A 26,049-nucleotide genomic window follows, 5' to 3' on the forward strand; every position below is an offset into this window, starting at 1 on the left:
AAAGTTCCTGCAGTGGCTAATGGCTTTTACTGGCTATGCTAAAGTGCATCCCAATAACTTACTGTATCGCCGGTGTACGTCTTCTCAAAAGGAATGGGGGGCTTTTGACACAACCGGACCAGGCTACGCTGGGGCTCTATGCGCTATTTGCTGATGTTTATATTGTGCGGGCTACCGATGCTCGCCGGCGCTGTCGAGTTCAACCAGGACACGCGCAGCCTCCCGTTGGGCCGGGTCATGCAAGTGCTCGAAGACCCAACCGATGCCCTCACCATCGCCGATGTCAGTTCCCCCGCCTATGCCGCCCAATTCAAGACCCACGACAAAGACACGCTCAATGCCGGCTATTCACGCTCGGTGTTCTGGCTGAAGGTCAACCTGCACTACACCGCCAAAGATCCCCGCGCACCGCGCACCTGGTTTCTGGAGCTGGCCTACCCGCCGCTCAATCGCCTGGACCTCTACCAGAACGACGGCACCGGCCACTACCGCCTCACCGCCCGCACCGGCAGCGCATTGCCGTTTTCCAGCCGTGAGGTGAGCCAGAGCAACTACCTGTTCAAGCTCAGCTTCTTGCCCGACCAGCAACAAACCGTCTACCTGCGCTTGCAAAGCCAAGGCTCGATCCAGGCACCGCTGACGTTGTGGGCGGGCACCGCCTACATGGAAGAGCAACCGTTGCGTTTGTACGTGCTCGGCGCCATCTACGGTGTGTTGCTGGGCATGTTGATCTACAACCTGTTCATCTACCTGAGCGTGCGCGACACCAGCTACCTCTATTACATCTTCTATATCGCTTCGTTCGGCTTGTATCAGCTGTCGGTCAATGGCGTTGCGGTGGAGTACTTCTGGCCGAACAACCCCTGGTGGGCGAATGCGGCGGTTCCCTTCCTGATCGGCTCGGCGGCTTTGTTCGGCAGCCTGTTCGCGCGCAGTTTCCTGCACACCGCGCAGCACAGCCGCTGGCTCAACCGCATCCTGCTGGCGCTGGCGGCCTGTGGCGGGTTGGTGATGGCACTGGCGCTGTTGACCAGTTACGCCGTGGCCCTGCGCCTGGCCACTGCGCTGGCGCTGGTGTTTACCGTGACCATCTTCGTGGCGGCCATCAAGGCCTGGTATTGCGGGCAGCGCATGGCGCGTTATTTCATCATCGCCTGGTCGGCCTTCCTGCTCGGCGGGGTGATCAATACCCTGATGGTGCTGGGTTATCTGCCTAACGTGTTCCTGACCATGTATGCCAGCCAGCTCGGCTCAGCCATTGAAGTGGCGCTGTTGTCCCTGGCCCTGGCCGACCGCATCAACGGCATGCGCGAACAGCAGGCGCAGATTCTCCTCGATGCCAGCCAGAAGCTGGAAGCGCTCAACCAGCAACTGGCCCGCAGCAATCGCCTCAAAGACGAATTTCTCGCCACCCTGACCCACGAATTGCGCACGCCGATGAACGGTGTGATCGGCTCTTTGGAACTGATGCAAACCGTGCCTTTGGACGATGACCTGACGCAGTACCAGCAAACCGCCGCCGGCTCGGCGCGGGACATGATGCGCATGGTCAACGGCATCCTCACCCTCACCGAGTTGCAGGCCGGTCGCCTGGTGGCCCAGCCGCAAGTGTTCAGCCTGCGTGGCGAGCTCGATACCTTGCGCCAGCAGTTCACCGGCAGCGCCCAGGCCAAGGGCCTGGCGTTCTCCATTGACGTCGCGGATGAGCTGCCAGACCGGCTCATCGGCGATGCCCAAAAGTTGCGTCAGTGCCTGGATTGCCTGCTCGACAATGCGTTCAAATTCACCCACGTCGGCGCGGTTCGTTTGCGTGTGGTGGGGGTGCCGCAAGGGGATGGGGCCTTGCACTTGAGCTTTATCGTCACCGACACCGGTATCGGCTTTGCCTTTCTCGATGAGGCCACGTTGTATCAGCGTTTCTTTCAGTTGGACGGCTCGATGACGCGTGAATACGGCGGCCTGGGCATTGGCCTGGCGATTTGCCGGCAGTTGATCGAACTGCTGGGCGGGCGCCTGACCCATCATTCGGAGCCCCGTAAAGGCAGCCGCTTCCAGTTGGAAATGGACGTCAGCGCGGTGCCGCAGCAGGTGACGCCCGCCACGCAAACGCTGCCTGCACAGCGTGCGCCTCAGGAGTGCACGGTGCTGTTGGTGGACGACAACAGCGTGGGCCAACTGGCGGTGCGTGGCATGTTGCTCAAGCTCGGTTACCGGGTCAAAACCGTAGACAGCGGCCCGGCGGCGCTCGCTGCATTGCAGGGGCACAGCTTCGACGCCGTGCTGCTGGATGTGCCAGAGGGTGGCTTTTCGTTGTGCTGCCAGATTCGCGCATTGCCCGGCTGCGGTGAATTGCCGGTGATCGCCCTGAGCGCTTCGCCCAATGGGCCGGAGCGTGAGCGCTGCCATGGTATTGGCATGACGGACCGACTGGCCAAACCGGTGCGTTTCGACGCCTTGCAGGCGGCGCTTGAGCGCAGCGTGCTGTGTGCGGATGAGGGTGAAAGCGCCGAGCATTCGGCACGTATGCCACTTTTTTAAGCGCGGTGGCGATGCTTAACTGAGAAAACCGGCTTCAATCGATCCGTGTTTTTTGTAGAAGCGAGCTTGCTCGCGAAGAACGTCAACGATAACGCGCCCCGCCTGGGTTAGCGCGTTGCTCTCAGGTTCTTCGCGAGCAAGCTCGCTCCTACAGGCAGCCTTAGATCGATGCGGCCTTTTTCCAGGAGGCCCGTCATGAACCTGCATCAGTTTGCCGAAACCCACGACGTCATCAACCAGCCACCGTCCCTGGACGGCACTAACCTGTATCGCATCGACTTGCCTTTGCAGGAATGGTCACGCCGCTTCGGCGCCGGTTGGGCCCAAGCGCGCATTGATGCATACGGTGCGCTGGCCGGTGGGCCGTTGATGGCAGCCGGGTTCCTGGCCAACCAGAATAAACCGGTGTTCAGCAGCCATGACCGTTACGGCCATCGCATCGACTTGGTGGAGTTTCACCCGGCTTATCACGAGCTGATGCGCACCGCCGTCGAGCATGGCCTGCCGTCGCTGCCCTGGGCCCATCCGCAGCCTGGCGCCCATGTGGCGCGTGCGGCGATGACCTACCTGCACAGCCAGGCCGAAGCCGGCAGCGGCTGCCCGCTGACCATGACCTTCGCCTGCGTCCCGGCCCTGCGCCTGCAACCGGAGCTGGCGGACCTCTGGCTGCCTAAAGTACTCAATACCCACTACGACCCACGAAATGTCGGCATCGCCCACAAGGCCGGCGTTACTATCGGCATGGCCATGACCGAGAAGCAGGGCGGCACCGACGTACGCGCCAACACCACTCGCGCTTACCCCGTAGGCGCGGGTGGCCCCGGCCAAGCCTACGAACTGGTAGGGCATAAGTGGTTCTGCTCGGCACCGATGTGCGATGGCTTCCTGACCCTGGCCCAGACCGACAAGGGCCTGACCTGTTTTTTGCTGCCCCGGCACCGACCGGACGACACGCGCAACGAGTTCTATATCCAGCGCTTGAAGAACAAACTCGGCAACTGCTCCAACGCGTCCAGCGAAGTGGAGTTTCGCGGCGCCCTGGCCTGGATGGTCGGTGAAGAAGGCCGCGGCGTTCCAACCATTATCGAAATGGTTGCCATGACACGCTTCGATTGCATGGTCGGCTCCAGCGCCTTGATGCGCCAGGCGCTGACCCAGGCCAGCCATCACTGCGCCCATCGCCAGGTGGGTGGCCGCGTGCTCAGCGAGCAGCCGCTGATGCAGAACGTGCTGGCCGACCTGGCCCTGGAAAGCGAAGCGGCCCTGGCCTTGAGCCTGCGCATGGGGCGCGCCCTGGATCATCTTGATGATACACATGAAGCCAAGTTCGCCCGGCTGGTCACGGCGGTGGGCAAGTATTGGATCTGCAAGCGAGCGCCGGCGATGATCAACGAAGCCGCCGAATGCATGGGCGGCGCCGGGTACGTGGAAGACAGCATCCTGCCGCGTCTTTACCGTGAGGCACCGGTTAACTCCACGTGGGAAGGCTCTGGCAATGTGCAATGCCTGGACGTGCTGCGTACGTTGTCCAAAGAGCCGGGTGTGCTGGAGGTGCTGTTTGTGGAGCTGGGGGATGGCCATGGCGACAAACAGCTGGCGCGGCATATCGAGCAGTTGAAGGCGGCGTTCATGGACACCCAGGATATCCAGTATCGGGCACGGCAACTGACCGAGGACATTGCCCTGGCGTTGCAGGCCAAGTTGCTGTTGGAGGCGGGTAATGCGGCGGTCAGCGATGGGTTTATTGCCAGCCGGCTGGGTGAATCGTCGGGGCGGGTATATGGCACCTTGCCGCGTGGGGTGGATGTGCAAGCTATTGTCGCCCGCTCAACCCCACAATCCCTCTGAATAAACACAGTCAAATGTGGGAGCTGGCTTGCCTGCGATAGCGGTGGTCCAGCCAGCAATTATGTGGCTGATAGACCGCTATCGCAGGCAAGCCAGCTCCCACCTATCAAAGCATTCCACTTCCGGTGTTTCGGTGAGGCCTGGATACAGGCAAGATAAAGGCCTGCAAGTCAGAACACAGGATGCTTACCGTGACCGAAGCTTTTGTTGTCGTTAAAACCGCCGAAGAAGCCGTGGACCGGCTGGCGGCGCTGCATGAGCGTGCGACTGGCGCGCTCAACCAAGCGCTCAAGCAATACCTCAAGGACCGCGTCGAACCCGACGCCGCTCAACGCGCACTGTTTCGCTACCCGGAACTGCGCCTGACCTACCACTGCCACGGCGAAGTCCCACAGACCACTCGGGCGTATGCCAAGGTGCAACTGCCGGGTACCTACAGCGTCACCGTGACCCACCCGGCCGCGTTCCGTAAGTACCTGCTGGAGCAACTGGTGCCGCTGATGCACGACTTCACCGTGACCGTGGAAGTGGGCGTCAGCCAGCAGAACATCCCGTACCCCTATGTGGTGGAGCAGGGTGATGAACTGGCCGGCTCCGGCGTCACCGCCGCGACCCTGGCTCGTGTATTCCCCAGTACCGACCTGTCCGCCGCCACCGACGGCATTGCCGATGGCCTGTACGACTGGGAAAACACCGACCCGCTGCCCCTGGCCCTGTTTGATGCCGCCCGCGTGGACTTTTCCCTGCGTCGCCTTGTGCATTACACCGGCAGCGACTGGCGCCATGTGCAGCCGTGGATCTTGCTGACCAACTACCACCGCTACGTGGACCAGTTCATCCTGCATGGCCTGGAGCAACTGCGCAGCGACCCGCGGTTTATCCGTATGGTGCTGCCCGGCAACGTGGTGATCGACAAGAGCATGGACCACGGCGAAGCCTCGGCCATTGCCGCCGGCGTGGTCTGGCACCGCTACCAGATGCCGGCGTATCACCTGCAGGCCACTGACGGCCACGGCGTGACCTTGGTGAACATCGGCGTAGGCCCGTCCAACGCCAAGAACATCACCGACCACCTGGCCGTACTACGCCCGCATTGCTGGCTGATGATCGGCCACTGCGGCGGCCTGCGCCAATCCCAGACCATCGGCGACTACGTACTGGCCCACGCCTATATGCGCCGCGACGGGATTCTCGACCGCGTGGTACCGCCGAACATCCCCATCCCGGCCCTGGCCGAAGTGCAGCTGGCGCTTCAGCAAGCTGCGGCGAAAGTCACTGGCGAAAAAGGCGAAGAGCTGAAAAAACGCCTGCGCACCGGTACCGTGCTGACCTATGACGACCGGAACTGGGAACTGCGCTGGGCCCAGGAGCGGCCGCTGATCAACCTGTCCCGCGCCGTGGCGGTGGACATGGAAAGCGGCACCATCGCCGCCCAGGGTTACCGTTTGCGCGTGCCTTACGGCACCTTGTTGTGCGTATCGGACAAACCCTTGCACAGCGAGATCAAGCTGCCGGGTTCGGCCAACGCGTTCTATGAGCGTGCGGTCAGCCAGCACTTGAAGATCGGCATCGAGGCGGTCGACCTGTTGCGCACCGAACTCAACTCCCTGCACTCGCGCAAACTGCGCAGCTTCGACGAGCCGCCGTTCCGCTAAGCGGTTAGGATGGTCATTTAGCGGTCAGGCCACTAGCATTGTCGGTCCTGACCGTTAGATGTTCCTTTGCCATGTCCCGTCCCACTCGTCCCGATTCGCGCCGCCCTGGCGTGAAACCACCGTACTCTGCCGCTCGCCGCGTTGCCAAGGCGCCACCGGCCGAGCCCAAGTTGATCCTGTTCAATAAACCCTTCGATGTGCTGACCCAGTTCAGCGACGAAGGTGGGCGCGCGACCCTCAAGGATTTTATTGATATCCCCGGCATTTACCCGGCAGGGCGCCTGGACCGTGACAGCGAGGGCCTGCTGCTGTTGACCAACGACGGTCAGCTCCAGGCGCGCATCGCTGACCCCAAACACAAGCTGGCGAAAACTTATTGGGTGCAGGTGGAAGGCGAGCCGACTGAAGAGCAGCTGCAACGCCTGCGTGAAGGCGTGGAACTCAACGACGGCATGACCTTGCCGGCCGAGGCGCGGCAACTGGATGAGCCGGCATTATGGCCGCGCAACCCGCCGGTACGCTTTCGCAAAAGCGTGCCGACGTATTGGCTGGAGTTGGTGATTCGTGAAGGGCGCAACCGTCAGGTACGGCGCATGACCGCAGCAGTGGGCTTGCCGACGCTGCGCCTGGTGCGCGTGCGTATTGGTGAGTGGTCGATCGATGGCCTGGATCAAGGCCAGTGGAAGGCAGTGCCGGCGCGCTTATAAGGCGCCGGATTCAATCAGGCCGATCACCACGCTCTTGATGATGAACGCCGCCACGCCCAGGCCCAGCACGAAAAACAGGATGAACGAACCAAAGCGCCCGGCCTTGGATTTCTTCGCCAGGTCCCAGACGATGAAGCCCATGAAAATGATGAGGATAGTGACCAGGCCGGTCATCATCCATTCTTCAAACAGGGCGGGGTCGATGTTGTTCATGGGGCTCTTCCGACAAGACAAGCGAGCAGTATACGGCAGCGTCACAGACGCAACATTGACCTGAGTCCTGCACGGTCAAACTGTGGGGGGCCTGATGTCATTGTAGGAGCGAGCTTGCTCGCGAAAAACTCACAGACGCCGCGTTCATTCAGGAGGCACGGGTTATCGTTAACGTTTTTTGCGAGCAAGCTCGCTCCTACAGTTGAGCATCGTTGTTCTCAGGTGCGCAGGTGGGTCAGGGGCAGTTCGGTGCTGTTCAATACCTGGTTGAGCACAAAGCTGGACCGCACGCTGGTCACCCCTTCGATTCGGGTCAGATGCCCCAGAAGCAATTTCTGATAGTGATCCATGTCCGGCACTACCACCTTCAACTGGTAGTCCGCATCCATGCCGGTCACCAAACTGCACTCCAGCACTTGCGGCAGGGTGCGGATGGCGGCTTCGAAATTCTCGAAGCGTTCCGGCGTGTGACGGTCCATGCCGATCAGTACGTAGGCCGTAAGGCTCAGGCCCAGCATCTTGCGGTCGAGCAGGGCGACCTGGCGGGCGATGTAGCCGTCGTCCTCCAATTGCTTGACCCGGCGCGAGCAGGGCGAAGGCGACAGGCCGATGCGTTCGGCCAGCTCCTGGTTGGAGATCCTCGCGTCGCGCTGCAATTCCGCCAGAATACTCAGGTCGTATCGGTCAAGCTTGCTCATTGGGTTGGCCTTTGTCGTAACTATTGCGTTTAATTATCCATGAAGGGTTAAAAATTGCGCAAGCACTGTTTATTGACGCAATCTTCGCAATCCTCTGCCCGCCTGGCACGCCTATGATTACCAACAGAATCACCGCCTGGACAACAGTCCACAGCAGCGCGCCCAATCAGGCCCGTTGCGGCCGCCGCCCCAGCAGGGTTGAGCCGGCCTCCAGGCTGCACACTGTCCACAAGACGGCGTGAGGTGAGCCAACGTCAAAAGCGTTGAGCACGGACGAAATTCTCAAGGGGTGGCCGACGGGTCACCCCTTTTTCTTTGTGCGCGTTTTGCCTTCAGAAAATAGTTCTCGTGACTGATAACCTGTCTCAGAACCGGGCGAGGCTTTTCCAGTCTCATGATCAAGCCCCAATCCGCAGTGAGGAAAAGCATGAAGCGCATCTGGCGTATGGCAGGTGTTGGTTTGCTGGTGGTCAGCGTCGGCTCCCAGGCGATGGCCGACGAACGCGATAACTCACCGGGCCAGGGGCAACGGCCTGAGCACAATCAGCCACGCCCACAAAACCCGCAGGGTGATCGTGGCGGCGAGCACGAGGGTGGCCAATGGCAAGGTCGGCCTCAAGGTCATGAGCCGGGGCGACCAGCACCGCAACCGCAACCCTCCAATAACCTGCCGATCCAGGGCCGGCCCGATACCGTGCGCCAGACCCAGGAGCCGCGCCAGGGTTATTACCGTGATATTCCCAGACGCCCCGATGACAACCGGCATTGGGAGGCCGGCGGCCCCGGTTCGCGTCCGAGTAACGATCGCCCCGGTGATAACCGCTGGCCAGGCCGCCCCGACGGGCATGGCAATGGCTGGGGTCCAGGCCCGCAGCATCGCCCTGGATATGTCATCGACCGTTTCCCCGATCGCAATTACCGCGTGCCTTACCGTGGCCAGGACTACTTTTTCTCCGGCGGCTACTGGTATCGCCCCCAAGGCCCACGCTACGTAGTGGTGACGCCGCCCTATGGCATTCGCGTGCATTACCTGCCGGACTACGCACGTGAAGTGTGGGTAGGCGGCTCGCTGTTGTTCCTCGCCGCAGGCGCCTATTACGCCTACGAGCAAAGCACCCAGCAATACGTGGTGGTACAACCACCGACGCAGGTGCCATCACCTCCGCCGACGCCTCAAGGCAACGGCTATGACGTGGTGGCTTACCCGGCCAACGGCCAATCGCCAGCCCAGGTACAGCAGGACGGCTACGACTGTTATCGCTGGGCGGTGCAACAAAGTGGCTTCGACCCGCGCACCGTTACCTATGCCCCGGACCCTGCGGTGGTACAAACTTACCGCCAGGCCCAGGGCAACTGCCTGGGCAGTCGTGGATATCAGGTGCAGTACTAGGTTTTGTTGCCGGTGACCACTTCCCGCGGGTCGGCATGCACCAGCACTTCGGCCTTCGGATATTCCCGGTGGATGGCATCGGCGGCCTGGTCGCTGATGCCGTGGGCCACCGACAGCGTTAACTCGCCCGGCAACTCCAGGTGCAACTGCACAAACCAGTGGTTGCCGGAAACCCGCGTACGCAAGTCGTGGGCACCCAGCACGCCGGGTACGCCCCGGGCCAGTTCCAGCATGTGCTGGCTGACGTCTGGCGGTAACTCTTCATCCATCAGCACCGCAAAGCTTTCCCGGGCGATCTGGATCGCGCTCCACAGAATGTAGGCGGCGATCCCCAGGCCAAACCAGGCGTCGACCTGATGAAAGCCAAAACCTGCCAACACCAGCGCAATCAGGATGCTGCCATTGAGCAGCAAGTCCGAGCGGTAATGCAGCGAGTCGGCGCGCACCGCATTGGAGCCGGTCTCGCGCACCACGCGGTGTTGCAGCACCAGCAGGGCCACGGTCAGCGCCAGGGACAAGATAATCACGCCGATACTCAACCACGGTGCGCCAACCGGCTCTGGGTGCTTGAGCCGTTCATAGGCCTGGAGCGCAATCAGCACCGCACTGCCGGCGATAAACAAGGCCTGCGCCATCCCCGCCAGCGACTCCGCCTTGCCATGCCCATAACGGTGATCGTCATCGGCCGGGCGCAGGGCGTAATGCACTGCCAGCAAATTCAACAGCGAAGTGACGCCGTCGAGCAGTGAGTCGGTCAGCCCGGCGAGCATGCTCACCGAGCCGCTGAGCCACCAGGCGATGGCCTTGGTCACAATCAACACACAGGCCACGCCCACCGAGGCGCGGGTGGCCAGGCGCAAGAGCCTTGCGTGTTCGGGGCTGCTGGTCATGAGCTGTCCTTACGCGGCAGGCTGCAGGCCCAGGGCCGCCAGTTGCTGCACGCTGCCCTTGAACTGGATCAGGCGTGGGTCGTCCAGCGGCAAGGTGCGGCCGGTTTCTTTCTGGATGATGCTCTGCAGCTTGGCGTTATCGACCTTGCCGTCAGCGCCGATGGCTTCGTGCAGTTTCTCGGGGGCGACCTGGGCGGTCTTGCCCGGTTCGAAGTAAATGGCGCCCGTGGCGAAGTCGACACCGAAGGCGATCAGGCCGGGGATCACATAAAACAACAGGCCGAGGGCATCGAGTACCGCGATGGTCGGGTCGATCTTGCCATCGATCTGGCCACGACGGTCGGGGTAGAAAATCGACCCGCAGGCGGTAAGTTGGCTCAGCAGGGTAACGGCGAGGACACCGCCGATGACACGGGAAGCGATACGCATGAAAAAGTCTCCTGAACATATTTAAGGGTGACTATAAGCCAGATCGGCCAGGCGCCGATGAACCAATGTGGGAGCTGGCTTGCCTGCGATTGCGACGGTTCAGGAAATACAGCGGCAACTGTCACACCGCTATCGCAGGCAAGCCAGCTCCCACCTTCGACTGCATTCACAGCCCAAAGCGTGGGTGCTTTTAAGACCCGCATCGGCATCTGGCAGTTCGCCGTTATACTCGCCGCTCTGCTTTGGAGCCAGTATGAATTCGTTGCCGATCGATGATGTTTTACCCGCCCTGCGTGACGCCTTGGCGCATCGCCATGAAGCCGTGCTGGAAGCGCCCCCCGGCGCCGGTAAAACCACCCGCGTGCCCTTGGCCTTGTTGCATGAGCCGTGGCTCGCCGGGCAAACCATCCTGATGCTCGAACCCCGGCGCCTGGCTGCTCGTGCTGCTGCCGAGCGGTTGGCCAGTGAACTGGGTGAAAAGGTCGGTGAGACCGTGGGCTACCGCATTCGCCTGGACAGCAAAGTCGGCCCCAATACGCGTATCGAGGTGGTCACCGAAGGCATCCTCACCCGCCGCCTGCAGGACGACCCGGCGCTGGACGGCGTGGGCTTGTTGATCTTCGACGAATTCCACGAGCGCAGCCTCGACGCCGACCTGGCGCTGGCCTTGAGCCTCAACGGACGCGAGCTGTTTCGCGACGAGCAGCCGCTGAAGATCCTGCTGATGTCCGCCACCCTCGAAGGCGAGCGCCTGGCCGGTCTGCTGGATGGCGCGCCGATCCTGCGCAGTGAAGGGCGCATGTACCCGGTGCAGATGCGCTGGGGGCGCCCTTACCAGGCCGGGGAGTTTATCGAGCCGCGCGTGGTGCAAACCATCCTCGAAGCCCTGCATGACGAGCCCGGCAGTGTGCTGGTATTTCTGCCGGGGCAGGCGGAGATTCGCCGGGTCAACCAGCAACTGGCCGAGGCCCTGGGTGATCGCCCTGACGTGCTGTTATGCCCTCTACATGGCGAGCTGGACCTCAATGCACAGCGCGCCGCCATCGACCCGGCGCCGGCCGGCAAGCGCAAAGTGGTGTTGGCTACCAACATCGCCGAGACCAGCCTGACCATCAACGGCGTACGCGTGGTGATCGACGCCGGGTTGGCTCGGGTGCCGCGTTTCGACCCCGGCAGCGGCATGACCCGCCTCGACACCCAGCGCATCTCCCGCGCCAGCGCCACCCAGCGCGCCGGTCGGGCAGGTCGGTTGGAGCCGGGGGTGTGTTATCGGTTGTGGTCCGAAGACCAGCACGACGGTCTAGCCGCTTATGGCAGCGCGGAAATCCTCGCCGCCGACCTGGCGGGGCTGGCCTTGCAACTGGCCCGTTGGGGCGTGACGCCCAGCCAGTTGGTGTGGCTGGATGCGCCACCCACAGCCGCGTATGCCCAGGCCCAGGATCTGTTGCAACGCCTCGGTGCATTGAACGACGAAAACCTCACCGCCCATGGCCAGAAGATGGCCGAGTTGCCCGCCCACCCGCGTATTGCCCACCTGTTATTGCGTGGCCAAGACCTGGGGCTCGCCGCCACCGCCTGTGACGTGGCGGCGCTGTTGGGCGAGCGCGATATCCTGCGCGGCGGCGGTGCCGATTTGCACAGCCGCCTGGCGCTGATGTCCGGCGAGGAGCGTGCGCGAGGTACCCAGGGTGGCGTGCAGCGCGCCAAGCAACTGGCCCGGCAATACCGTGGCTACCTGCGCGGCAAGGCGACCCAGCCGGTGGACAACCCCGACCACCCGCGCTGGCTCGGCGCCTTGCTGGCACTGGCCTACCCGGACCGCGTCGCCCAGCAACGTCGCCCCGGTGGCGCTGAATACCGCCTGGCCAATGGCCGCGCAGCGCTGTTTGCCGAAGCCGACAGCCTGATGAAACAACCCTGGCTGGTGATCGCCGACCTGGGCAGCCGCCAGGGCCAGCGCGAAGAACGCATCTACCTGGCGGCGGATTTTGATCCGGCACTGTTCGACACGGTGCTGACCGAGCAAGTGCGCAACGTCGACCAACTCGACTGGGACGAGCGCGAAGGCGTCTTGCGTGCCGAGCGCCAACGCAAAGTCGGTGAACTGGTGCTCAGCCGCGAACCCCTGACCGGCCTCGACGAATCCGCCCGCAGCCAGGCGCTGGTCCACCTGGTGCGCCGCAAAGGCCTGGAACTGCTGCCCTGGACCCCGGAACTGCGTCAGTGGCAAGCCCGTGTGATGCTGCTGCGCCAACTGGATGCCGGCAACACCAGCGAGTGGCCCGACCTCAGCGACAAGGCCCTGCTCGCCAGCCTCGAACACTGGCTGATGCCTTACCTGGGCAAGGTCTCGCGCCTCAGCCATTTCGCCAACCTGGATATCTCCAGCTACCTGCACAACCTGCTGCCCTGGCCCTTGCCCCAACGCCTGGAAGAGCTGGCGCCGCAGCATGTGAAAGTGCCGTCGGGGTCATCGGTACGCCTGGACTACAGCGAGCAGCCGCCGATCCTGGCGGTGCGCTTGCAGGAATTGTTCGGGCTGGCAGACACCCCGCGCATTGCCGGCGGGCGCCTGGCCGTGAAGTTGCACTTGCTGTCCCCGGCGCGCCGGCCGGTGCAGGTCACGCAGGACCTGGCGAACTTCTGGCGCAGTACCTATGCCGAGGTGAAGAAGGATCTCAAGGGGCGATACCCCAAGCATTATTGGCCGGATGACCCGTTGGTGGCCGAAGCGACGGCCAGGATCAAGCCCAGAAAGCCCTGAGTGTTCAAGTCATTCCCAGTCTTTACGCAGGCTGGGCTCATTACCTGAAGGCTTGGAATCAGGGATTCGGCCGCCAACGACACCCAAGGCTGATGATTTCGTTTTTTCCCAGGATGGATATGTACCCAATGCTCAAGTTCAATGCTCACCTCGGTTTCCAATTCAACGAGTTGCCTTTTCTGCAACGCATCGAAGCCGCCGCCGCTGCCGGTTTCAGGGCAGTGGAGTTCCCGTCACCCTATGAATTCGACGCCAGCCTGCTCGCTGACCATCTGGCCCAATACAACCTGCCGTTGATTCAGTTCGCAGCGCCAGCGGGCGTGACCAAAGGCATCGCTGCCTTGCAGGGCAAGGAACAGGAATTTCGCGAGGGGCTGCGCGAGGCGGCCCGCTATGCGAAGGCGCTGAACTGCTCGGATGTGCACATCATGTCGGGCGTGACCACGCCTCAGGATGAGAGCGCGCTTGCCTACACCAATAACCTGGAATACGCGATCAAGTACCTTGAAGATCAGGGTTTGCGAACGTTGATAGAAGTCATCAGCCCGCAGGCGATGCCTGGCTATTACCTGTCTGACTTCAGCAAGGCCCAGCAGGTGCTGGAAACCTTTACGAGTGTCGGGCTGATTCTGGACCTTTACCATGCCCAGTTGTTGACCTGCGACCCAGCCGGGGTGCTGGCGCAGTTTTACGAGAGGACCGTCCATGTACAAATCGCCGACAACCCGGGGCGTCATGAGCCGGGCACCGGGACCATGGACTTCGCTGGCTTGTTCGCGGCGCTGGAGCAGCGTGGCTACCGAGGATGGATCGGCTGTGAATACCGCCCATCCGGCACCACGGTTGCCAGCCTTGAGTGGCTTAAGCCGCTCCTGAAACCCTAGGGGTTATTGCGCGGCAGGCAACAGGAATCGGGCGATCACCGGCAGGTGATTGGAAATACGCAACGTATCTTCCTGGCGCACCTTGGCTTCCACGCGTTTGACGCGCGAGCTGTAGAACAGGTAATCCAGCGTGCGATCCGGGCCATCAAGGCCTGGGTCGTTGGGGAAGTGCGTCAGCCATTTCTCGCGGTCGATGCCACTGGATTGGCTGTTGCTGGGGATCATCGGGTACTTGTCCCACAGCAGATGCAACTCACTGTCCGGCGAATACTGGCCACGCTTTTCTGCGTCCAGGCGCAGGAACTGGCCCAGTGGCAGCAGGTTGAAATCCCCGCCAATCAACCAGGGTGTGCCGCGACCTTCGAGTTTATCCAGCAGTCTTACCGTACTCGTCACTTGCTCCCGCAGGGCACTGCGCCCTGGCGCACCGGCGTCCAGGCGGGTGTTGAGCACCGCCAGTTGGCCTCCGTCGCTCAAGGGCAGATACGTCAGCAGCAGGGCCGGCTTGGGTTGGAACTGACGGCTGACGAAGTTGGCGTCGGCGGTTGGCAATTGCAGGCGTTCGGCGTGTTCGATCTGGTAGCGGCTGAGCGTAGCGAGCTTGCGCCCGACGCTGCCGAAGATATGCAGGCTGGGCACAAAGTCGGCTTTCCAGTCGAAGGCCTGGGCGCTGCACGGGTAGAGGTCGACCAGACGCTCCTGCAACAGCGCAAGCTGGTCCTGATAATGGGAAGGCTTGGCGCCTTCGTCGACTTCCTGCAACAGCAGGATGTCGGGCTGTTCGTCGCGAATCACCCGCGCCACTTCGTCGAGGCTAAAGGCCATGTCTTCGACGGTGGGGCGATCGTCCGGGCCGCTGCCGTCCGGGGTGTCGTACCAGAACACGTAGTTCTTGCCGGCCAGGTATTGCACATTCCAGGTCATGACCTTGAGCGCCTGCCCCGGCAGCAGTGTCGGGGCACGGGGTGCCACGCAGCTGACGGGCAGGGTCTCTTTGTCGGCAGGGCGCCAGGTCAGGCTGTAGATCAGCGCGGCCAGCAGGCCGGCGATGATCAACAGGCTCAACAGGGTTATGCGCAATAAACGGGTCATCGGCTCGGCTTATATGCGTGTCAGAAGAGCCACGGAGCATATCACCGCACGTCGGCGTCGCCACCGATCAGCATGAATAAACGGAACAGCACCACGCTGGTGAACAGTTGCAGGAAGCTGTGGGCGCTGTCCATCAGCAAACCCAGCAACGGCGCGGGTTCAGGGTACGCCGCCACGCTGGCGCCCTTGAGCAGCCACAACGGCGTCATCACGCACAGCAGGCACACCAGGATGCGCCAGAAATGCCCGCGGGTCAGGCGAAAGCTTTCCTTCATCGCCTCCAGGGCGGGCATGCCGCGCAGCACCAGCAGGTATTCGGCAAACGCCAGCACCACCATCAGCCACAAGCCCGGCAGGAAATACAGCGACAGCCCCAACAGAATCAGCAACGTGCTCATGGCTGTCAGCAGGGCAAAACGCGGCCACAGGCTCAAGGCCATGGCCCACACGTCCTTGGTGCGCGGCGACTCGCCTCGGGTGCGGGCGTCGAGAAACAGGATCAGGGCGCCGGTGTACAGCGGGTACACCAACAAACCTACGACCACGCTGTAGCCGGGAAACGCATCCGGGCCCAGCGTGTGGTCCAGCACCTGTTGCAGCAAGGCTTCGAGGATCACCAATGGCAGGCACAGCTGGACGATGGCGCCCAGGTTGCGCTGGGTAAAGCGGAAGGAGTCGCGCAAAACGTCTAACGGATTCATCAGGGTCATCACAGGCCTGGAAGCAGAGGGCCACACTTTAACCGATCAGGGTCCAAGGGGCGCAAACGTAAACCTTGAGTAAAGACCATTGAAACAACTCGTAACATCCCCATAACTGGAAAGCCCCCAGCCTGATCACAGGCGGGACCGGAATTTTTTATCGGCAATCTAACGAGGTCGCCATGAATAGCGAAGAGCAAACCCTGATCGATGGACTGTTTTCACGGTTGCAGCAAGCCGAAACGGACTCAGCCCCCCGCGACGCCCAGGCCGAAGCGCGGATCAAGGAGCATATGGCTCGCCAACCTGCAGTCGGCTACTACATGACCCAGTCGATTCTGGTACAGGAACATGCGCTGCAGAGTCTTGACGCGCAGAACAAGCAACAGGCCCAGCAGATTCAGCAATTGCAGGACGAGCTGCAACGGGCCAAGGCCACGCAACCTGCGCCGGCCAGCGGTGGTGGGTTCCTGTCGAGCATCTTTGGCGGCGGCTCCCGTGAGCCACAGCCTGCGCCGAGCAACTCAGGTGGCGGCTGGCGTGAACCGGCGCGGCCATCGTTCAACCAGCCAGCGCCCCAGCAGAACTATCAGCCGGCGCAAGCACCGGCAGCCGCGCCAGCCGGCAGTGGCTTCCTCGGTGGTGCCATGAAGACCGCCGCCGGCGTGGCCGGTGGGGTGTTGCTGGCCGAAGGGATCAGCAGCCTGTTCCATCACAACCAGCAACCGCAGGTGGTGGAGGAGATCATCGAACAACCGGCACCGGCCAGTGATTCAGGTAACTGGGGCAACGATGACCAGACGTTTGCCGGCAACGACAGCTGGGGCAGCAATAACGCCGATAGCTTCGCCGACAGCGATTATTCCGACGATTCCTCTTCCTTTGGCGACGACGATTCCTTCGTCTGACACACCAGGCCCGGGGCGCTGCTGCGCTCCGGTCTGATTTTTTCCCGGAAACGCTCCCTTGGCTGGCATACTGGCGCCCTTTCCGGGCGCTGGCGCCTGGCTGTCCATGAGGAAGTGCGGTGAAAAAAATTGCAGTGTTCGCCGATGTGCAAAACCTCTACTACACCGTGCGCCAGGCCTATGGTTGCCACTTCAACTACGCCGCCCTGTGGGCTGACATCAGCGCGCGCGGGCAGATTGTCGAGGCGTACGCCTATGCCATTGACCGCGGCGACAGCAAGCAGCAGCAGTTCCAGCAGATCCTGCGCAACCTGGGCTTCACGGTAAAACTCAAGCCGTATATCCAGCGCAGCGACGGCTCCGCCAAGGGCGACTGGGACGTGGGCATCACGCTGGACATCATGGACGCCGCCGACCATGTCGACGAAGTCGTATTGGCCTCTGGTGACGGTGATTTCGACATGTTGCTCGAACGCATCATCCACAAGCATGGCGTGCGGGCCGTGGCCTACGGCGTGCCGGGGCTGACGGCCAACTCATTGATACGCGCCGCCAGCCACTACGTGCCGATCGAAGGCGCGTTGTTGCTCAAATAGATCGTAGAACGGAGTTGGAACAGGTTTGGAACGTATAGCGGTCATCGACTTTGAAACCACTGGCATCACCCCCAGCAGCCACTGCCGGGCCACGGAGATTGGCGTGGTCATCCTCGAGCGTGGGCAGATCGTGGACCGCTACCAGAGCCTGATGAACGCCGGCGTGCGCGTACCGGCGTTTATCGAACAGCTCACCGGCATCAGCAACGCCATGCTGCGCAGCGCGCCACCGGCTGAACGGGTGATGAACGAAGTCAATGAGTTCGTCGGCACCACGCCCTTGATGGCGCACAACGCCGCGTTCGACCAGAAGTTCTGGGACTTTGAGCTGGGCCTGATCCGCCGCACCCGCCTGCAAAAGTTCGCCTGCTCCCTGCTGCTGGCCCGCCGCCTGATGCCGGCGGCGCCCAACCACAAGCTCGGCACCCTCAACGCCTACGCCAAACTGCCCCACACCGGCCAGGCTCACCGGGCGCTGGCGGATGCGGAAATGGCCGCCAACCTCACAGCGCACCTGGCCCAGGAACTGCGCCAGACTCATGGCTTGCGGGAGCTGTCCCATGACTTGCTGTGCACCTTGCAGAAAGTGCCGGCCGCGAAGATCAATGAGCACCTGAAGAAACATCGCGGGTTTTAAGGCCTGGCGCTGATCGTCCCCACGCTCCGCGTGGGCATGCATCTGGAGACGCTCCGCGTCACGACTTTAAGAGTGGACGCAGAGCGCCCAGGGCGGCATTCCCACGCAGAGCGTGGGAACGATCAGCAAACAGCGTGGGTTCTGATCCGGCTACTGCCTCAAGAACACTGGAGTTCCCATGTGGGCGCTGGCTTGCCTGCGATAGCGGCGTATCAGCCAGCCATTTATTGCTTGACCCTCCGCTATCGCGGGCAAGCCCGGCTCCCACAGGGGTTATGCGTCGTTTGATCGTCCCCACGCTCCGCGTGGGCATGCATCTGGTGACGCTCCGCGTCACGACTTTAAGAGCGGACGCAGAGCGCCCAGGGCGGCATTCCCACGCAGAGCGTGGGAACGATCAGCAAACAGCGCGGGTTCTGATCCGGCTACTGCCTCAAGAACACTGGAGTTCCCATGTGGGCGCTGGCTTGCCTGCGATAGCGGTGTATCAGCCAGCCATTTGTTGCCTGACCCTCCGCTATCGCGGGCAAGCCCGGCTCACACTTGGGTTATGCGTCGTTTATCGAGGCTGTGGGCACTCCAACGCCTGGCCCACCATCCCCTTCGCCATCTCCACCCAACGCATCTCATCACTCCGTCCGATGCGTGGGCCTGGGCGTCGGACTTGCACGTCCGGTCACCAAGCATTCGATGACAGGGCGAGACTGGCTACCGAATCCGACGCAAACAAGGCACCTGAGCGCTGAATGGTCGGTAGGTCAAATCCGGCTATGAGTTAGGACCTTTCTGGTTTTCTTCTTTACTCATCCATCACGTTTTACTGCGACCTACCATTCTGTGTGTCATTCACGCACAGGGACAAAGAACATGCAGGAAAGCGACCTTCATACAGCGATCATGCGAAGCAAGTTGGAACTTGAATCAAATGGCATTGATCTGGGTTCCAGTTCAAGCATGGCGTTTCATGTGGGCAACACGATGACAAGCTGCCCGGCAGTCATGGTGTTGCCGAGTTTGCCAGGTTGGAGTCATGGCCCTCATTACCAGTTACTCAAGCCGATTCACGCTGACCCCGTTGCGCCCGATACGACGTTTGATGAACTCTGGAAATGTACACAGCAACACTACGGCCTCACGGCAGCCACAGTGATCACTGACGCGGCGGGCATACCCATAAGCAAAATTGTGGTGGGTGCTTGGGTTCACGTCGGCTCCAGCAAAACCACGAACCTGGCTAGCCTGATCGGAATGCGCTTTTTCCCTCGTACGTTGATCAGGCAACCCACCATGGACAGAATGGCAAAGGCAACGTCTGGCACGGTGCGGGTATTTGGCATCATCGGGCGGGGCATGCCCTTCGTCGCTGCCGGGCTTGCAGTCTTTGACCTGGTCAGTATTGGTAAGTGTGCCTATGAGGCGAGAAATGGAAGGTAGCCTGGCCAGAGCCGACATCAGCGAAAAAGTGATCCAGCTGTTCGTGGATATCATCGGTTTTATCGACCGAAGCGAAGTGACGGAGCACACCGATTTCATCCATGACTTCGACATCATTGATGACGACGTGACCTGCTTTGTCATGCAGATCAAGTGGCAGTTCAAGCTGCAAGCGACGCAGGAGGATTGGGATCACATCACGACCCTCGAGCAGATAGTCGATTTGATCGTCCAGCATTCGACTCTTCGGTGAGGCCACTGACGCCATCGCAGGCAAGCCAGCTCCACAGTTGACCGCGTCGCTCGGGCAGTACGCGATCCCTGTGGGAACGATCGCTCAGCCAGCATTTTTCCCATTGGCTTCCAATTGCCCCAACGGCACCCGCCGCTCTATGGCGCTGGACAAAATAATAGAGGTCTTGCTGAAGCCGAACTTCGCTACCCGATTAATCAGGCTCTCCAACTCGGGCATCGAGCCCACCGCCGCTTGCATGATCACGCAGGGGTCGCCCGTGACCCGGTGGCATTCGGTGAGTTCGGGTATCTCCGCCAGGGCGTCGTACACCTTTTGGCTGCCATGGTTGGTCAGCCGCAACTCAATCACGCATTGAATCGGCAAGCCCACTTTGGATAAATCCACCTTGGCCTGGTAGCCGGTGATCACGCCGCTGGCCTCAAGCTTGGCCACGCGTTCGGCCACGGCGGGGGCGGAGAGGTTTACGGTGCGCGCCAGTTGCGCGTAGGAAGCACGGCCATCTTCAAGCAGGGCGCTAAGGAGCATGCGGTCGTATTTGTCCATGATAAGGCTCCGGTTGCGCGTGGCTTTCGAAAGCACGGTTTATAGCCTTGATAACCATGGTTTGAGAAGTGTATTGGCGTTTTAAACAGGTTTTGTAACTTAAGTTTATCCACCTTCGTTTCTAGAATAAGTCTCCCATTTCCTGCCATAGAGCCGCCCAATGCCTGGCCCACGTCGCTTTCCCTTACCGTTGATCGCCGCCTTTTTTGCGTTGTATGTGATCTGGGGTTCCACCTACCTGGTGATCCGTATCGGCGTGGAGTACTGGCCGCCGCTGTTGCTGGCGGGGATTCGGTTTTGCACGGCGGGGGTATTGATGTATGGCTTCCTCAGATGGCGCGGGGTGCCGGCGCCGACCTGGCCGCAGTGGAAGGCTGCCGGGATGATCGGCATTTTGTTGCTCACCGTGGGCAATGGTGGCGTCAGCGTGGCGGAACATATGGGCGTGTCGTCCGGCGTGGCGGCGCTGGCGGTGGCGACGGTGCCGCTGTTTACCTTGCTGTGTGGTTTTTTCTGGGGCGCGCGTAATACGCGGTTGGAATGGGCAGGCGTGCTGCTGGGGATCATCGGCATCGCCATGCTCAACATGGGCAGTACCTTGCAGTCGAGCCCACTGGGCGCGGTGTTGCTGTTGATGGCGGCGGCGTCCTGGGCCTTCGGCTCGGTGTGGAGCCGCCATTTGCCGCTGCCCCAAGGCGCCATGGCCAGCGCCGCGGAAATGCTCGTGGCTGGCGTGGCGCTGCTGATCGTCAGCGCATTGTCTGGCGAGCACCTGCAGGCCATGCCGCCGTTGGAGGGCTGGCTGGCCCTGGCGTACCTCACGGTGTTCGGCTCGATCATCGCCTTCAACGCTTATATGTACCTGCTCAAGCACGTACGCCCGGCGGCGGCGACCAGCTACGCCTATGTGAACCCGGCCGTCGCCGTGTTGCTGGGGATTGTGTTCGTGGGTGAGAGCATCGGCCTGGAAGAAGCCCTGGCAATGCTGGTGATCATCAGCGCGGTGTTGCTGATCAGCCTGCCCCAATGGCGCAAGCCCAAACCCGAAATAAGGTAAACTGCCGCGCATTACGCCCTTGCGCTGAATTTTTCCTACGGTAACTACATGACTTTCGCCACCCTTGGCCTGATCGAACCCTTGCTGCGCGCCCTTGAGACGCTTGGCTACCAGACCCCGACGCCGGTGCAGGCGCAAGCCATTCCGGCAGTGCTGGCCGGTCGCGACCTGATGGCCGCGGCCCAGACCGGCACCGGCAAGACCGCAGGTTTCGCCTTGCCGCTGCTGCAACTGCTGACCATGGAAGGGCCGAAAGTCGCCGCCAACTCGGCGCGTGCGCTGATCCTGTGCCCCACCCGTGAACTGGCCGAGCAGGTTCATGCCAGCGTTGCCGAGTACGCCCAACACCTGCCGCTGACCACTTACGCGGTGTACGGCGGCGTGAGCATCAACCCGCAGATGATGAAGCTGCGCAAAGGCGTCGACATTCTGGTCGCCACCCCTGGCCGCCTGATCGACCTGTTCCGCCAGAACGCGCTGAAGCTCAACCAGTTGCAAACCCTGGTGCTGGATGAAGCCGACCGCATGCTCGACCTGGGCTTCTCCGAAGAGCTTGCCAACATTTATCGCATGCTGCCGAAAAAGCGCCAGACCCTGCTCTTTTCCGCGACCTTCTCCGATGACATTCGCCTGCTCGCCGGGCAGATGCTCAACGACCCGCTGAGCATCGAAGTCAGCCCGCGCAACGTTGCCGCCAACACCGTCAAGCAGTGGGTGGTGCCGGTGGACAAGAAGCGCAAGCCGGAGCTGTTTGTGCACCTGATGCGCAAGGGCCGTTGGAAGCAAGTGCTGGTGTTCGCCAAGACCCGCAACGGCGTGGATGCGCTGGTGGACAAGTTGCAGGGCCTGGGGATCAACGCCGACGGCATCCATGGCGACAAACCCCAAGCCACCCGCCAACGCGCACTGGACCGCTTCAAGGCCAGCGACGTGCAGATCCTGGTGGCCACCGACGTAGCGGCCCGTGGCCTGGATATCGAAGACCTGCCGCTGGTGGTCAACTTCGACCTGCCGATCGTGGCCGAGGACTACATCCACCGTATCGGCCGTACCGGGCGTGCGGGCAACACCGGTGAGGCGATTTCCCTGGTGTGTGCCGATGAGGTGAACATGCTCTCGGCCATCGAGATGCTGACCCGCCAGACCCTCACCCGCAAAATGGAACCGGATTTCGAGCCGGAGCACCGCGTGCCGGACACCGATGCCAGCGGGCAGGTGGTGAAGAAACCGAAAAAGCCGAAGAAGCCGAAGGCGTCCGGCGGTGGCGGCAAGCGCAACCTGGGCAAGTGGGTGGACAGTGGGGAAGTAGCCCCGGCTGAGCCGTCGATCAAGCCGGTGCGCAAGGTGCCGGTGTTTAATACTGGGCCGCGTAAGAAGAAGTGATTGATCATTCCCACGCGCGTGGGAACGCATCCTGTGACGCTCTGCGTCACGAACCTAAAGTGGGACGCAGAGCGTCCCTGGCGGCATCCCCACGCAGAGCGTGGGAACGATCAGCGGTGGAGCCACTCCAACATCCCCAGCCCAGCCGCCCGGCCACTGGCAAAACACCCCAGGCAATGGCTTGAGCATCAACCGCTCATCCAGCGCTTCAAACGGGACACCACCCGCCGTGCTGATCGCCTCATCCATCGGCCGCATTTGATCGTTCCCACGCTCCGCGTGGGAACGCATCCTGTGACGCTCTGCGTCACGAACCTAAAGCGGGACGCAGAGCGTCCCTGGCGGCATCCCCACGCAGAGCGTGGGAACGATCAGCGTTGGAGCCATTCCAACATCCCCAGCCCAGCCGCCCGGCCACTGGCAAAACACCCGGTCAGCAAATACCCACCGGTCGGCGCTTCCCAATCGAGCATTTCCCCCGCACAAAACACCCCAGGCAATGGCTTGAGCATCAACCGCTCATCCAGCGCTTCAAACGGCACACCACCCGCCGTGCTGATCGCCTCATCCATCGGCCGCGTCCTCACCAGCGTCAGCGGCAACGCCTTGATATCCACCGCCAATTGCGCCGGGTCGGTGAAGTGTTCAGCAGGCGTCAGCTCGCGCAACAACGCCGCTTTCACGCCATCCAACCCCAGCTGACTGTGCAAATGCTTACTCATCGACCGCGAGCCACGGGGCTTGGCCAATGCGGCCTGCACCTTGTCCAGCGGCTTGCTGGGCAGCAAATCGATATGCACCGTGGCCGCACCGTCGCGGTTGATCGCTTCGCGAATCGGCGCCGATAAGGCGTAAATCAAGCTGCCTTCGATACCGGTGGCGGTGATCACGCATTCGCCCAGCCGAGGCTTGTCATCCCCCAGGCCAATGGCGACGTTTTTCAACGGCGCGCCAGCGAATTTGCTGACCATCAACTCGCTCCATGCCGACACTTCAAACCCGCAGTTGCTCGGTTGCAGCCTCACATAGGGCAGGCCTTTGCCTTCAAACAGGTTGAGCCATGCGCCGTCGGAGCCCAATCGCGACCAGCTGCCGCCGCCCAGGGCCAGCAGCACAGCGTCGCTGTGGACAACTTTTTCGCCGTCCGGGCTGTGGATAAGTAAATCGCCCTCGTCATTCCAACCCGTCCAACGATGACGGGTGTGGATAACCACACCTTGCTCCCGCAGACGCTTGAGCCAGGCGCGCAGCAGTGGCGCGGCTTTCATATCGGTAGGAAATACGCGGCCGGAGGTGCCGACAAAGGTCTGGATACCCAGGCCATGGATCCATTCGCACAACGCCTCGGCGCCAAAGCTGCGCAGCAGCGGCGCCATGTGCGGCGCGCGTTCGGCGTAGCGCGACAGGAACGCCGGGTACGCCTCGGAGTGGGTGATGTTCATGCCGCCCACGCCTGCCAGCAGGAACTTGCGCCCCACCGACGGCATGCCGTCGTACAGGTCCACGCGCACGCCACCCTGGCTCAAGACTTCGGCGGCCATCAGCCCGGCGGGGCCGCCGCCGATAATGGAGACGTGGTGGGCAGAAGTCTGAGGCATGGGCAGGGCTACGGTGATGTGAATAGGTCGAGCATTCTACCCGACCACGACGCCGCTGCCTGATCAAAAAACGTACACTTTCCTACAGGCCATGCGGTCAAACGCTTGTAGCCGCTTACGCTCAAGTTATCCACAGGCCGTTCCACAGGCATTGTGGGTAACGCTCACACTTCAATGACAGCCTGATGACGTCCATACCCGCTGCGCGCTGTGGTGCAGGATGCCGTGGCGGCGGGCGAGGGCAGGGCGGTCCTTGCTATAGCCGCCACCGATCACGCCCATCACCGGTATGTCGCGGCCCAGGCAGTGGCGCATCACGCTTTCATCACGGGCGGCGACGCCTTCGTCTGTCAGCTTGAGGTAACCAAGGGCGTCGTCCTTGTGCACATCCACGCCGGCGTCGTACAGCACCAGGTCCGGCTGGTAGAGCGGCAGCAGGTAGTTGAGCGCGTCATCCAGCACCTTGAGGTAGTCGGCATCGCCCATGCCCATGGGCAGCGGGATGTCCCAGTCGCTCTGGGCCTTGCGTGCCGGGAAGTTCTTTTCGCAGTGCAGCGACACGGTGATGGCGTCTGGCGTGTTGTGCAGGATGCGTGCGGTGCCGTCGCCCTGATGCACGTCGCAATCGAAGATCAGCACGCGATTGACCCGGCCGCTGGCCAGCAGGTAATGGCTGATCACCGCCAGGTCATTAAAAATACAAAAGCCCGCCGGATAGTCGTAGTGGGCGTGATGGGTGCCACCGGCCAAATGGCAGGCCAGGCCATGTTCAAGGGCCTGTTCGGCCGCCAGTATCGAGCCGCCCACCGCACGCACCGTGCGCCGGGCCAGGGCTTCGCTCCACGGCAGGCCGAGGCGGCGTTGGTCCTCGCGGGACAGTTCGCCGCTCATGTAGCGTTCGATATACCCCGGTTCATGGGCCAGAGCCAAAATGTCTGCCGGGCACAGCGGCGGGCGCAGCAATTGGCTGTCTTCGGTGAGGCCGCTGTCCACCAGGTGGTCACGCAACAGGCGAAACTTGTCCATGGGGAACCGGTGGTCCGCCGGGAACTCAGGGCTGTAGTCTTCGTGGTAGATCAATGGCAAGGGCATGGGATTTTCTGACGGGAACCTGCGAAGGATCTTAACAGCGCTGTACACTCACGCACATGGCAAGGCAGGGGGACCCATGGAGCCGATACTGGAATTGGAAAGTGCACGCTTGGTGCTGCGCCAATGGCGCGACAGCGACCTGCCGGACTTTGCGCGCATGTGCGCCGACCCGCAGGTGATGCGTTACTTCCCGGCTCAATTGAGCCACTTGGAGAGCGCAGCGTTGATCGGCCGGATTCGCGGGCATTTTGCTGAATATGGCTTTGGGTTCTGGGCTTTGCAGCGCAAGGACACCGGTGAATTTATCGGCCTGACGGGCCTCGCGAATGTCAGCTTCGAAGCCGGCTTTACCCCGGCGGTGGAAATCGGCTGGCGCCTGGCCCGCGAACATTGGGGCCTGGGTTATGCCAGTGAGGCGGCCTGGACGGCGTTGCGTTGTGGTTTTGACCGCTTGCAACTGGACGAAATCCTGGCCTTCACCACTGAAGCCAATCTGCCCTCACAAAAAGTCATGCAGGCCATCGGTATGCATTACGATCCGCAGGCAGATTTTGAACACCCGAAAGTCGCAGCCGGTGACCCGCTGCGCCCTCACGTTTTGTACCGCATCACCCGCGCCCAATGGTTGGACACGCTGCACGGATAAGCAGGCGGTCATGCTCAACAGAAACCCGTAGGAGCGAGCTTGCTCGCGAAGGTCGCAAGAGCGCTGCGGTAAACCAGAAGCGCTGCGTCA

Annotated in this window: 24 protein-coding genes; 15 read left to right on the forward strand and 9 right to left on the reverse strand. The window is 61.9% G+C overall.

Translation table 11 applies throughout. The annotated features are described in order from the left end of the window. Positions 1 to 138 precede the first annotated feature (138 nt). The 4 genes from FXO12_RS22840 (at position 139) to FXO12_RS22855 (ending at position 6,748) form a co-directional block, all read left to right on the forward strand. Entirely contained in the window at positions 139 to 2,538 is a 2,400-nt protein-coding gene (locus FXO12_RS22840; protein WP_057975545.1) for a hybrid sensor histidine kinase/response regulator, read from the forward strand. Between the two features lie 195 nt (positions 2,539 to 2,733). Continuing rightward, the gene (locus FXO12_RS22845) at positions 2,734 to 4,386 is read left to right on the forward strand and encodes an acyl-CoA dehydrogenase family protein (protein WP_057975544.1); all 1,653 of its coding nucleotides are present in this window, start codon (positions 2,734 to 2,736) and stop codon (positions 4,384 to 4,386) included. 182 nt (positions 4,387 to 4,568) lie between these two features. Continuing rightward, positions 4,569 to 6,041: an AMP nucleosidase gene (amn, locus tag FXO12_RS22850; protein WP_153475217.1), complete on the forward strand. Its 1,473-nt coding sequence runs from the start codon at positions 4,569 to 4,571 to the stop codon at positions 6,039 to 6,041. 71 nt (positions 6,042 to 6,112) lie between these two features. Further along, positions 6,113 to 6,748: a pseudouridine synthase gene (locus tag FXO12_RS22855; protein ID WP_057975543.1), complete on the forward strand. Its 636-nt coding sequence runs from the start codon at positions 6,113 to 6,115 to the stop codon at positions 6,746 to 6,748. Here FXO12_RS22855 and FXO12_RS22860 read toward each other — a convergent pair. Both FXO12_RS22860 and FXO12_RS22865 read right to left on the reverse strand, forming a co-directional pair. Then, positions 6,743 to 6,952 (reverse strand): DUF2788 domain-containing protein, encoded by a 210-nt coding sequence (locus FXO12_RS22860; protein ID WP_025999909.1) that lies wholly within the window; start codon positions 6,950 to 6,952, stop codon positions 6,743 to 6,745. The genes FXO12_RS22855 and FXO12_RS22860 overlap by 6 nt on opposite strands. 227 nt (positions 6,953 to 7,179) lie before the next feature. Further along, positions 7,180 to 7,659 (reverse strand): Lrp/AsnC family transcriptional regulator, encoded by a 480-nt coding sequence (locus FXO12_RS22865; RefSeq protein ID WP_003194418.1) that lies wholly within the window; start codon positions 7,657 to 7,659, stop codon positions 7,180 to 7,182. 427 nt (positions 7,660 to 8,086) lie between these two features. Between FXO12_RS22865 and FXO12_RS22870 the strand changes: the two genes are divergently transcribed. Beyond that, positions 8,087 to 9,049, forward strand: coding sequence for a DUF6515 family protein (locus tag FXO12_RS22870; RefSeq protein ID WP_054896181.1), 963 nt, complete (start codon positions 8,087 to 8,089; stop codon positions 9,047 to 9,049). Here FXO12_RS22870 and FXO12_RS22875 read toward each other — a convergent pair. Together FXO12_RS22875 and FXO12_RS22880 are read right to left on the reverse strand one after the other, a co-directional pair. After that, entirely contained in the window at positions 9,046 to 9,939 is an 894-nt protein-coding gene (locus FXO12_RS22875; RefSeq protein ID WP_054896180.1) for a cation diffusion facilitator family transporter, read from the reverse strand. The two genes, FXO12_RS22870 and FXO12_RS22875, sit on opposite strands and share 4 nt — an antisense overlap. 9 nt (positions 9,940 to 9,948) lie before the next feature. After that, complete coding sequence (locus FXO12_RS22880; protein WP_014720057.1) at positions 9,949 to 10,368, reverse strand: hypothetical protein; 420 nt, start codon at positions 10,366 to 10,368, stop codon at positions 9,949 to 9,951. A 253-nt stretch (positions 10,369 to 10,621) separates the two neighbouring features. Between FXO12_RS22880 and hrpB the strand changes: the two genes are divergently transcribed. Both hrpB and FXO12_RS22890 read left to right on the forward strand, forming a co-directional pair. Continuing rightward, the gene (hrpB, locus tag FXO12_RS22885) at positions 10,622 to 13,132 is read left to right on the forward strand and encodes an ATP-dependent helicase HrpB (protein ID WP_057975542.1); all 2,511 of its coding nucleotides are present in this window, start codon (positions 10,622 to 10,624) and stop codon (positions 13,130 to 13,132) included. A 128-nt stretch (positions 13,133 to 13,260) separates the two neighbouring features. Next, entirely contained in the window at positions 13,261 to 14,016 is a 756-nt protein-coding gene (locus tag FXO12_RS22890; RefSeq protein WP_057975541.1) for a hydroxypyruvate isomerase family protein, read from the forward strand. A gap of 3 nt (positions 14,017 to 14,019) precedes the next feature. Here the strand turns inward: FXO12_RS22890 and FXO12_RS22895 are convergent, their stop codons facing one another. Further along, positions 14,020 to 15,108, reverse strand: coding sequence for an endonuclease/exonuclease/phosphatase family protein (locus FXO12_RS22895; RefSeq protein ID WP_054896177.1), 1,089 nt, complete (start codon positions 15,106 to 15,108; stop codon positions 14,020 to 14,022). 41 nt (positions 15,109 to 15,149) lie between these two features. Then, positions 15,150 to 15,809, reverse strand: coding sequence for a YciC family protein (locus FXO12_RS22900; RefSeq protein WP_032873246.1), 660 nt, complete (start codon positions 15,807 to 15,809; stop codon positions 15,150 to 15,152). Positions 15,810 to 15,991: 182 nt separating this feature from the next. Here FXO12_RS22900 and FXO12_RS22905 point away from each other — a divergent pair, with 182 nt between their 5' ends. From FXO12_RS22905 to FXO12_RS22925, 5 genes are all read left to right on the forward strand, one after another. Then, entirely contained in the window at positions 15,992 to 16,717 is a 726-nt protein-coding gene (locus tag FXO12_RS22905; RefSeq protein WP_054896176.1) for a DUF2076 domain-containing protein, read from the forward strand. 119 nt (positions 16,718 to 16,836) lie between these two features. Next, entirely contained in the window at positions 16,837 to 17,313 is a 477-nt protein-coding gene (locus tag FXO12_RS22910; protein WP_003194396.1) for an NYN domain-containing protein, read from the forward strand. Between the two features lie 25 nt (positions 17,314 to 17,338). Further along, the gene (locus tag FXO12_RS22915) at positions 17,339 to 17,950 is read left to right on the forward strand and encodes a PolC-type DNA polymerase III (protein ID WP_054896175.1); all 612 of its coding nucleotides are present in this window, start codon (positions 17,339 to 17,341) and stop codon (positions 17,948 to 17,950) included. A gap of 867 nt (positions 17,951 to 18,817) precedes the next feature. Beyond that, a complete protein-coding gene (locus FXO12_RS22920; protein ID WP_057975539.1) occupies positions 18,818 to 19,384 on the forward strand; it encodes a hypothetical protein in 567 nt (188 codons plus the stop codon). Further along, entirely contained in the window at positions 19,374 to 19,637 is a 264-nt protein-coding gene (locus FXO12_RS22925) for a hypothetical protein (RefSeq protein ID WP_057975538.1), read from the forward strand. The genes FXO12_RS22920 and FXO12_RS22925 overlap by 11 nt, the downstream gene beginning before the upstream one ends. An 84-nt stretch (positions 19,638 to 19,721) precedes the next feature. Here FXO12_RS22925 and FXO12_RS22930 read toward each other — a convergent pair whose 3' ends face one another. Further along, positions 19,722 to 20,183, reverse strand: coding sequence for an Lrp/AsnC family transcriptional regulator (locus tag FXO12_RS22930; protein WP_054918076.1), 462 nt, complete (start codon positions 20,181 to 20,183; stop codon positions 19,722 to 19,724). 160 nt (positions 20,184 to 20,343) lie between these two features. Here FXO12_RS22930 and yedA point away from each other — a divergent pair, with 160 nt between their 5' ends. Then, positions 20,344 to 21,240, forward strand: a complete 897-nt coding sequence (gene yedA, locus FXO12_RS22935; RefSeq protein ID WP_034126930.1) for a drug/metabolite exporter YedA — start codon at positions 20,344 to 20,346, stop codon at positions 21,238 to 21,240. Between the two features lie 48 nt (positions 21,241 to 21,288). Further along, positions 21,289 to 22,623 carry a DEAD/DEAH box helicase gene (locus FXO12_RS22940; protein WP_019818046.1) on the forward strand — a complete coding sequence of 445 codons (1,335 nt, stop codon included), beginning with the start codon at positions 21,289 to 21,291 and terminating at the stop codon, positions 22,621 to 22,623. A gap of 371 nt (positions 22,624 to 22,994) precedes the next feature. Here FXO12_RS22940 and FXO12_RS22950 read toward each other — a convergent pair whose 3' ends face one another. Next, the gene (locus tag FXO12_RS22950; protein WP_057975536.1) at positions 22,995 to 24,221 is read right to left on the reverse strand and encodes a TIGR03862 family flavoprotein; all 1,227 of its coding nucleotides are present in this window, start codon (positions 24,219 to 24,221) and stop codon (positions 22,995 to 22,997) included. A gap of 171 nt (positions 24,222 to 24,392) precedes the next feature. Continuing rightward, entirely contained in the window at positions 24,393 to 25,313 is a 921-nt protein-coding gene (locus FXO12_RS22955; RefSeq protein WP_057975535.1) for a histone deacetylase, read from the reverse strand. A gap of 76 nt (positions 25,314 to 25,389) precedes the next feature. On the opposite strand from FXO12_RS22955, the gene FXO12_RS22960 reads away from it, so the two are divergent. Next, positions 25,390 to 25,959 carry a GNAT family N-acetyltransferase gene (locus FXO12_RS22960; protein WP_054896171.1) on the forward strand — a complete coding sequence of 190 codons (570 nt, stop codon included), beginning with the start codon at positions 25,390 to 25,392 and terminating at the stop codon, positions 25,957 to 25,959. Positions 25,960 to 26,049: the final 90 nt, after the last annotated feature.

This window comes from Pseudomonas sp. J380 (assembly GCF_009827115.1).
Taxonomy (GTDB): domain Bacteria; phylum Pseudomonadota; class Gammaproteobacteria; order Pseudomonadales; family Pseudomonadaceae; genus Aquipseudomonas; species Aquipseudomonas paracarnis.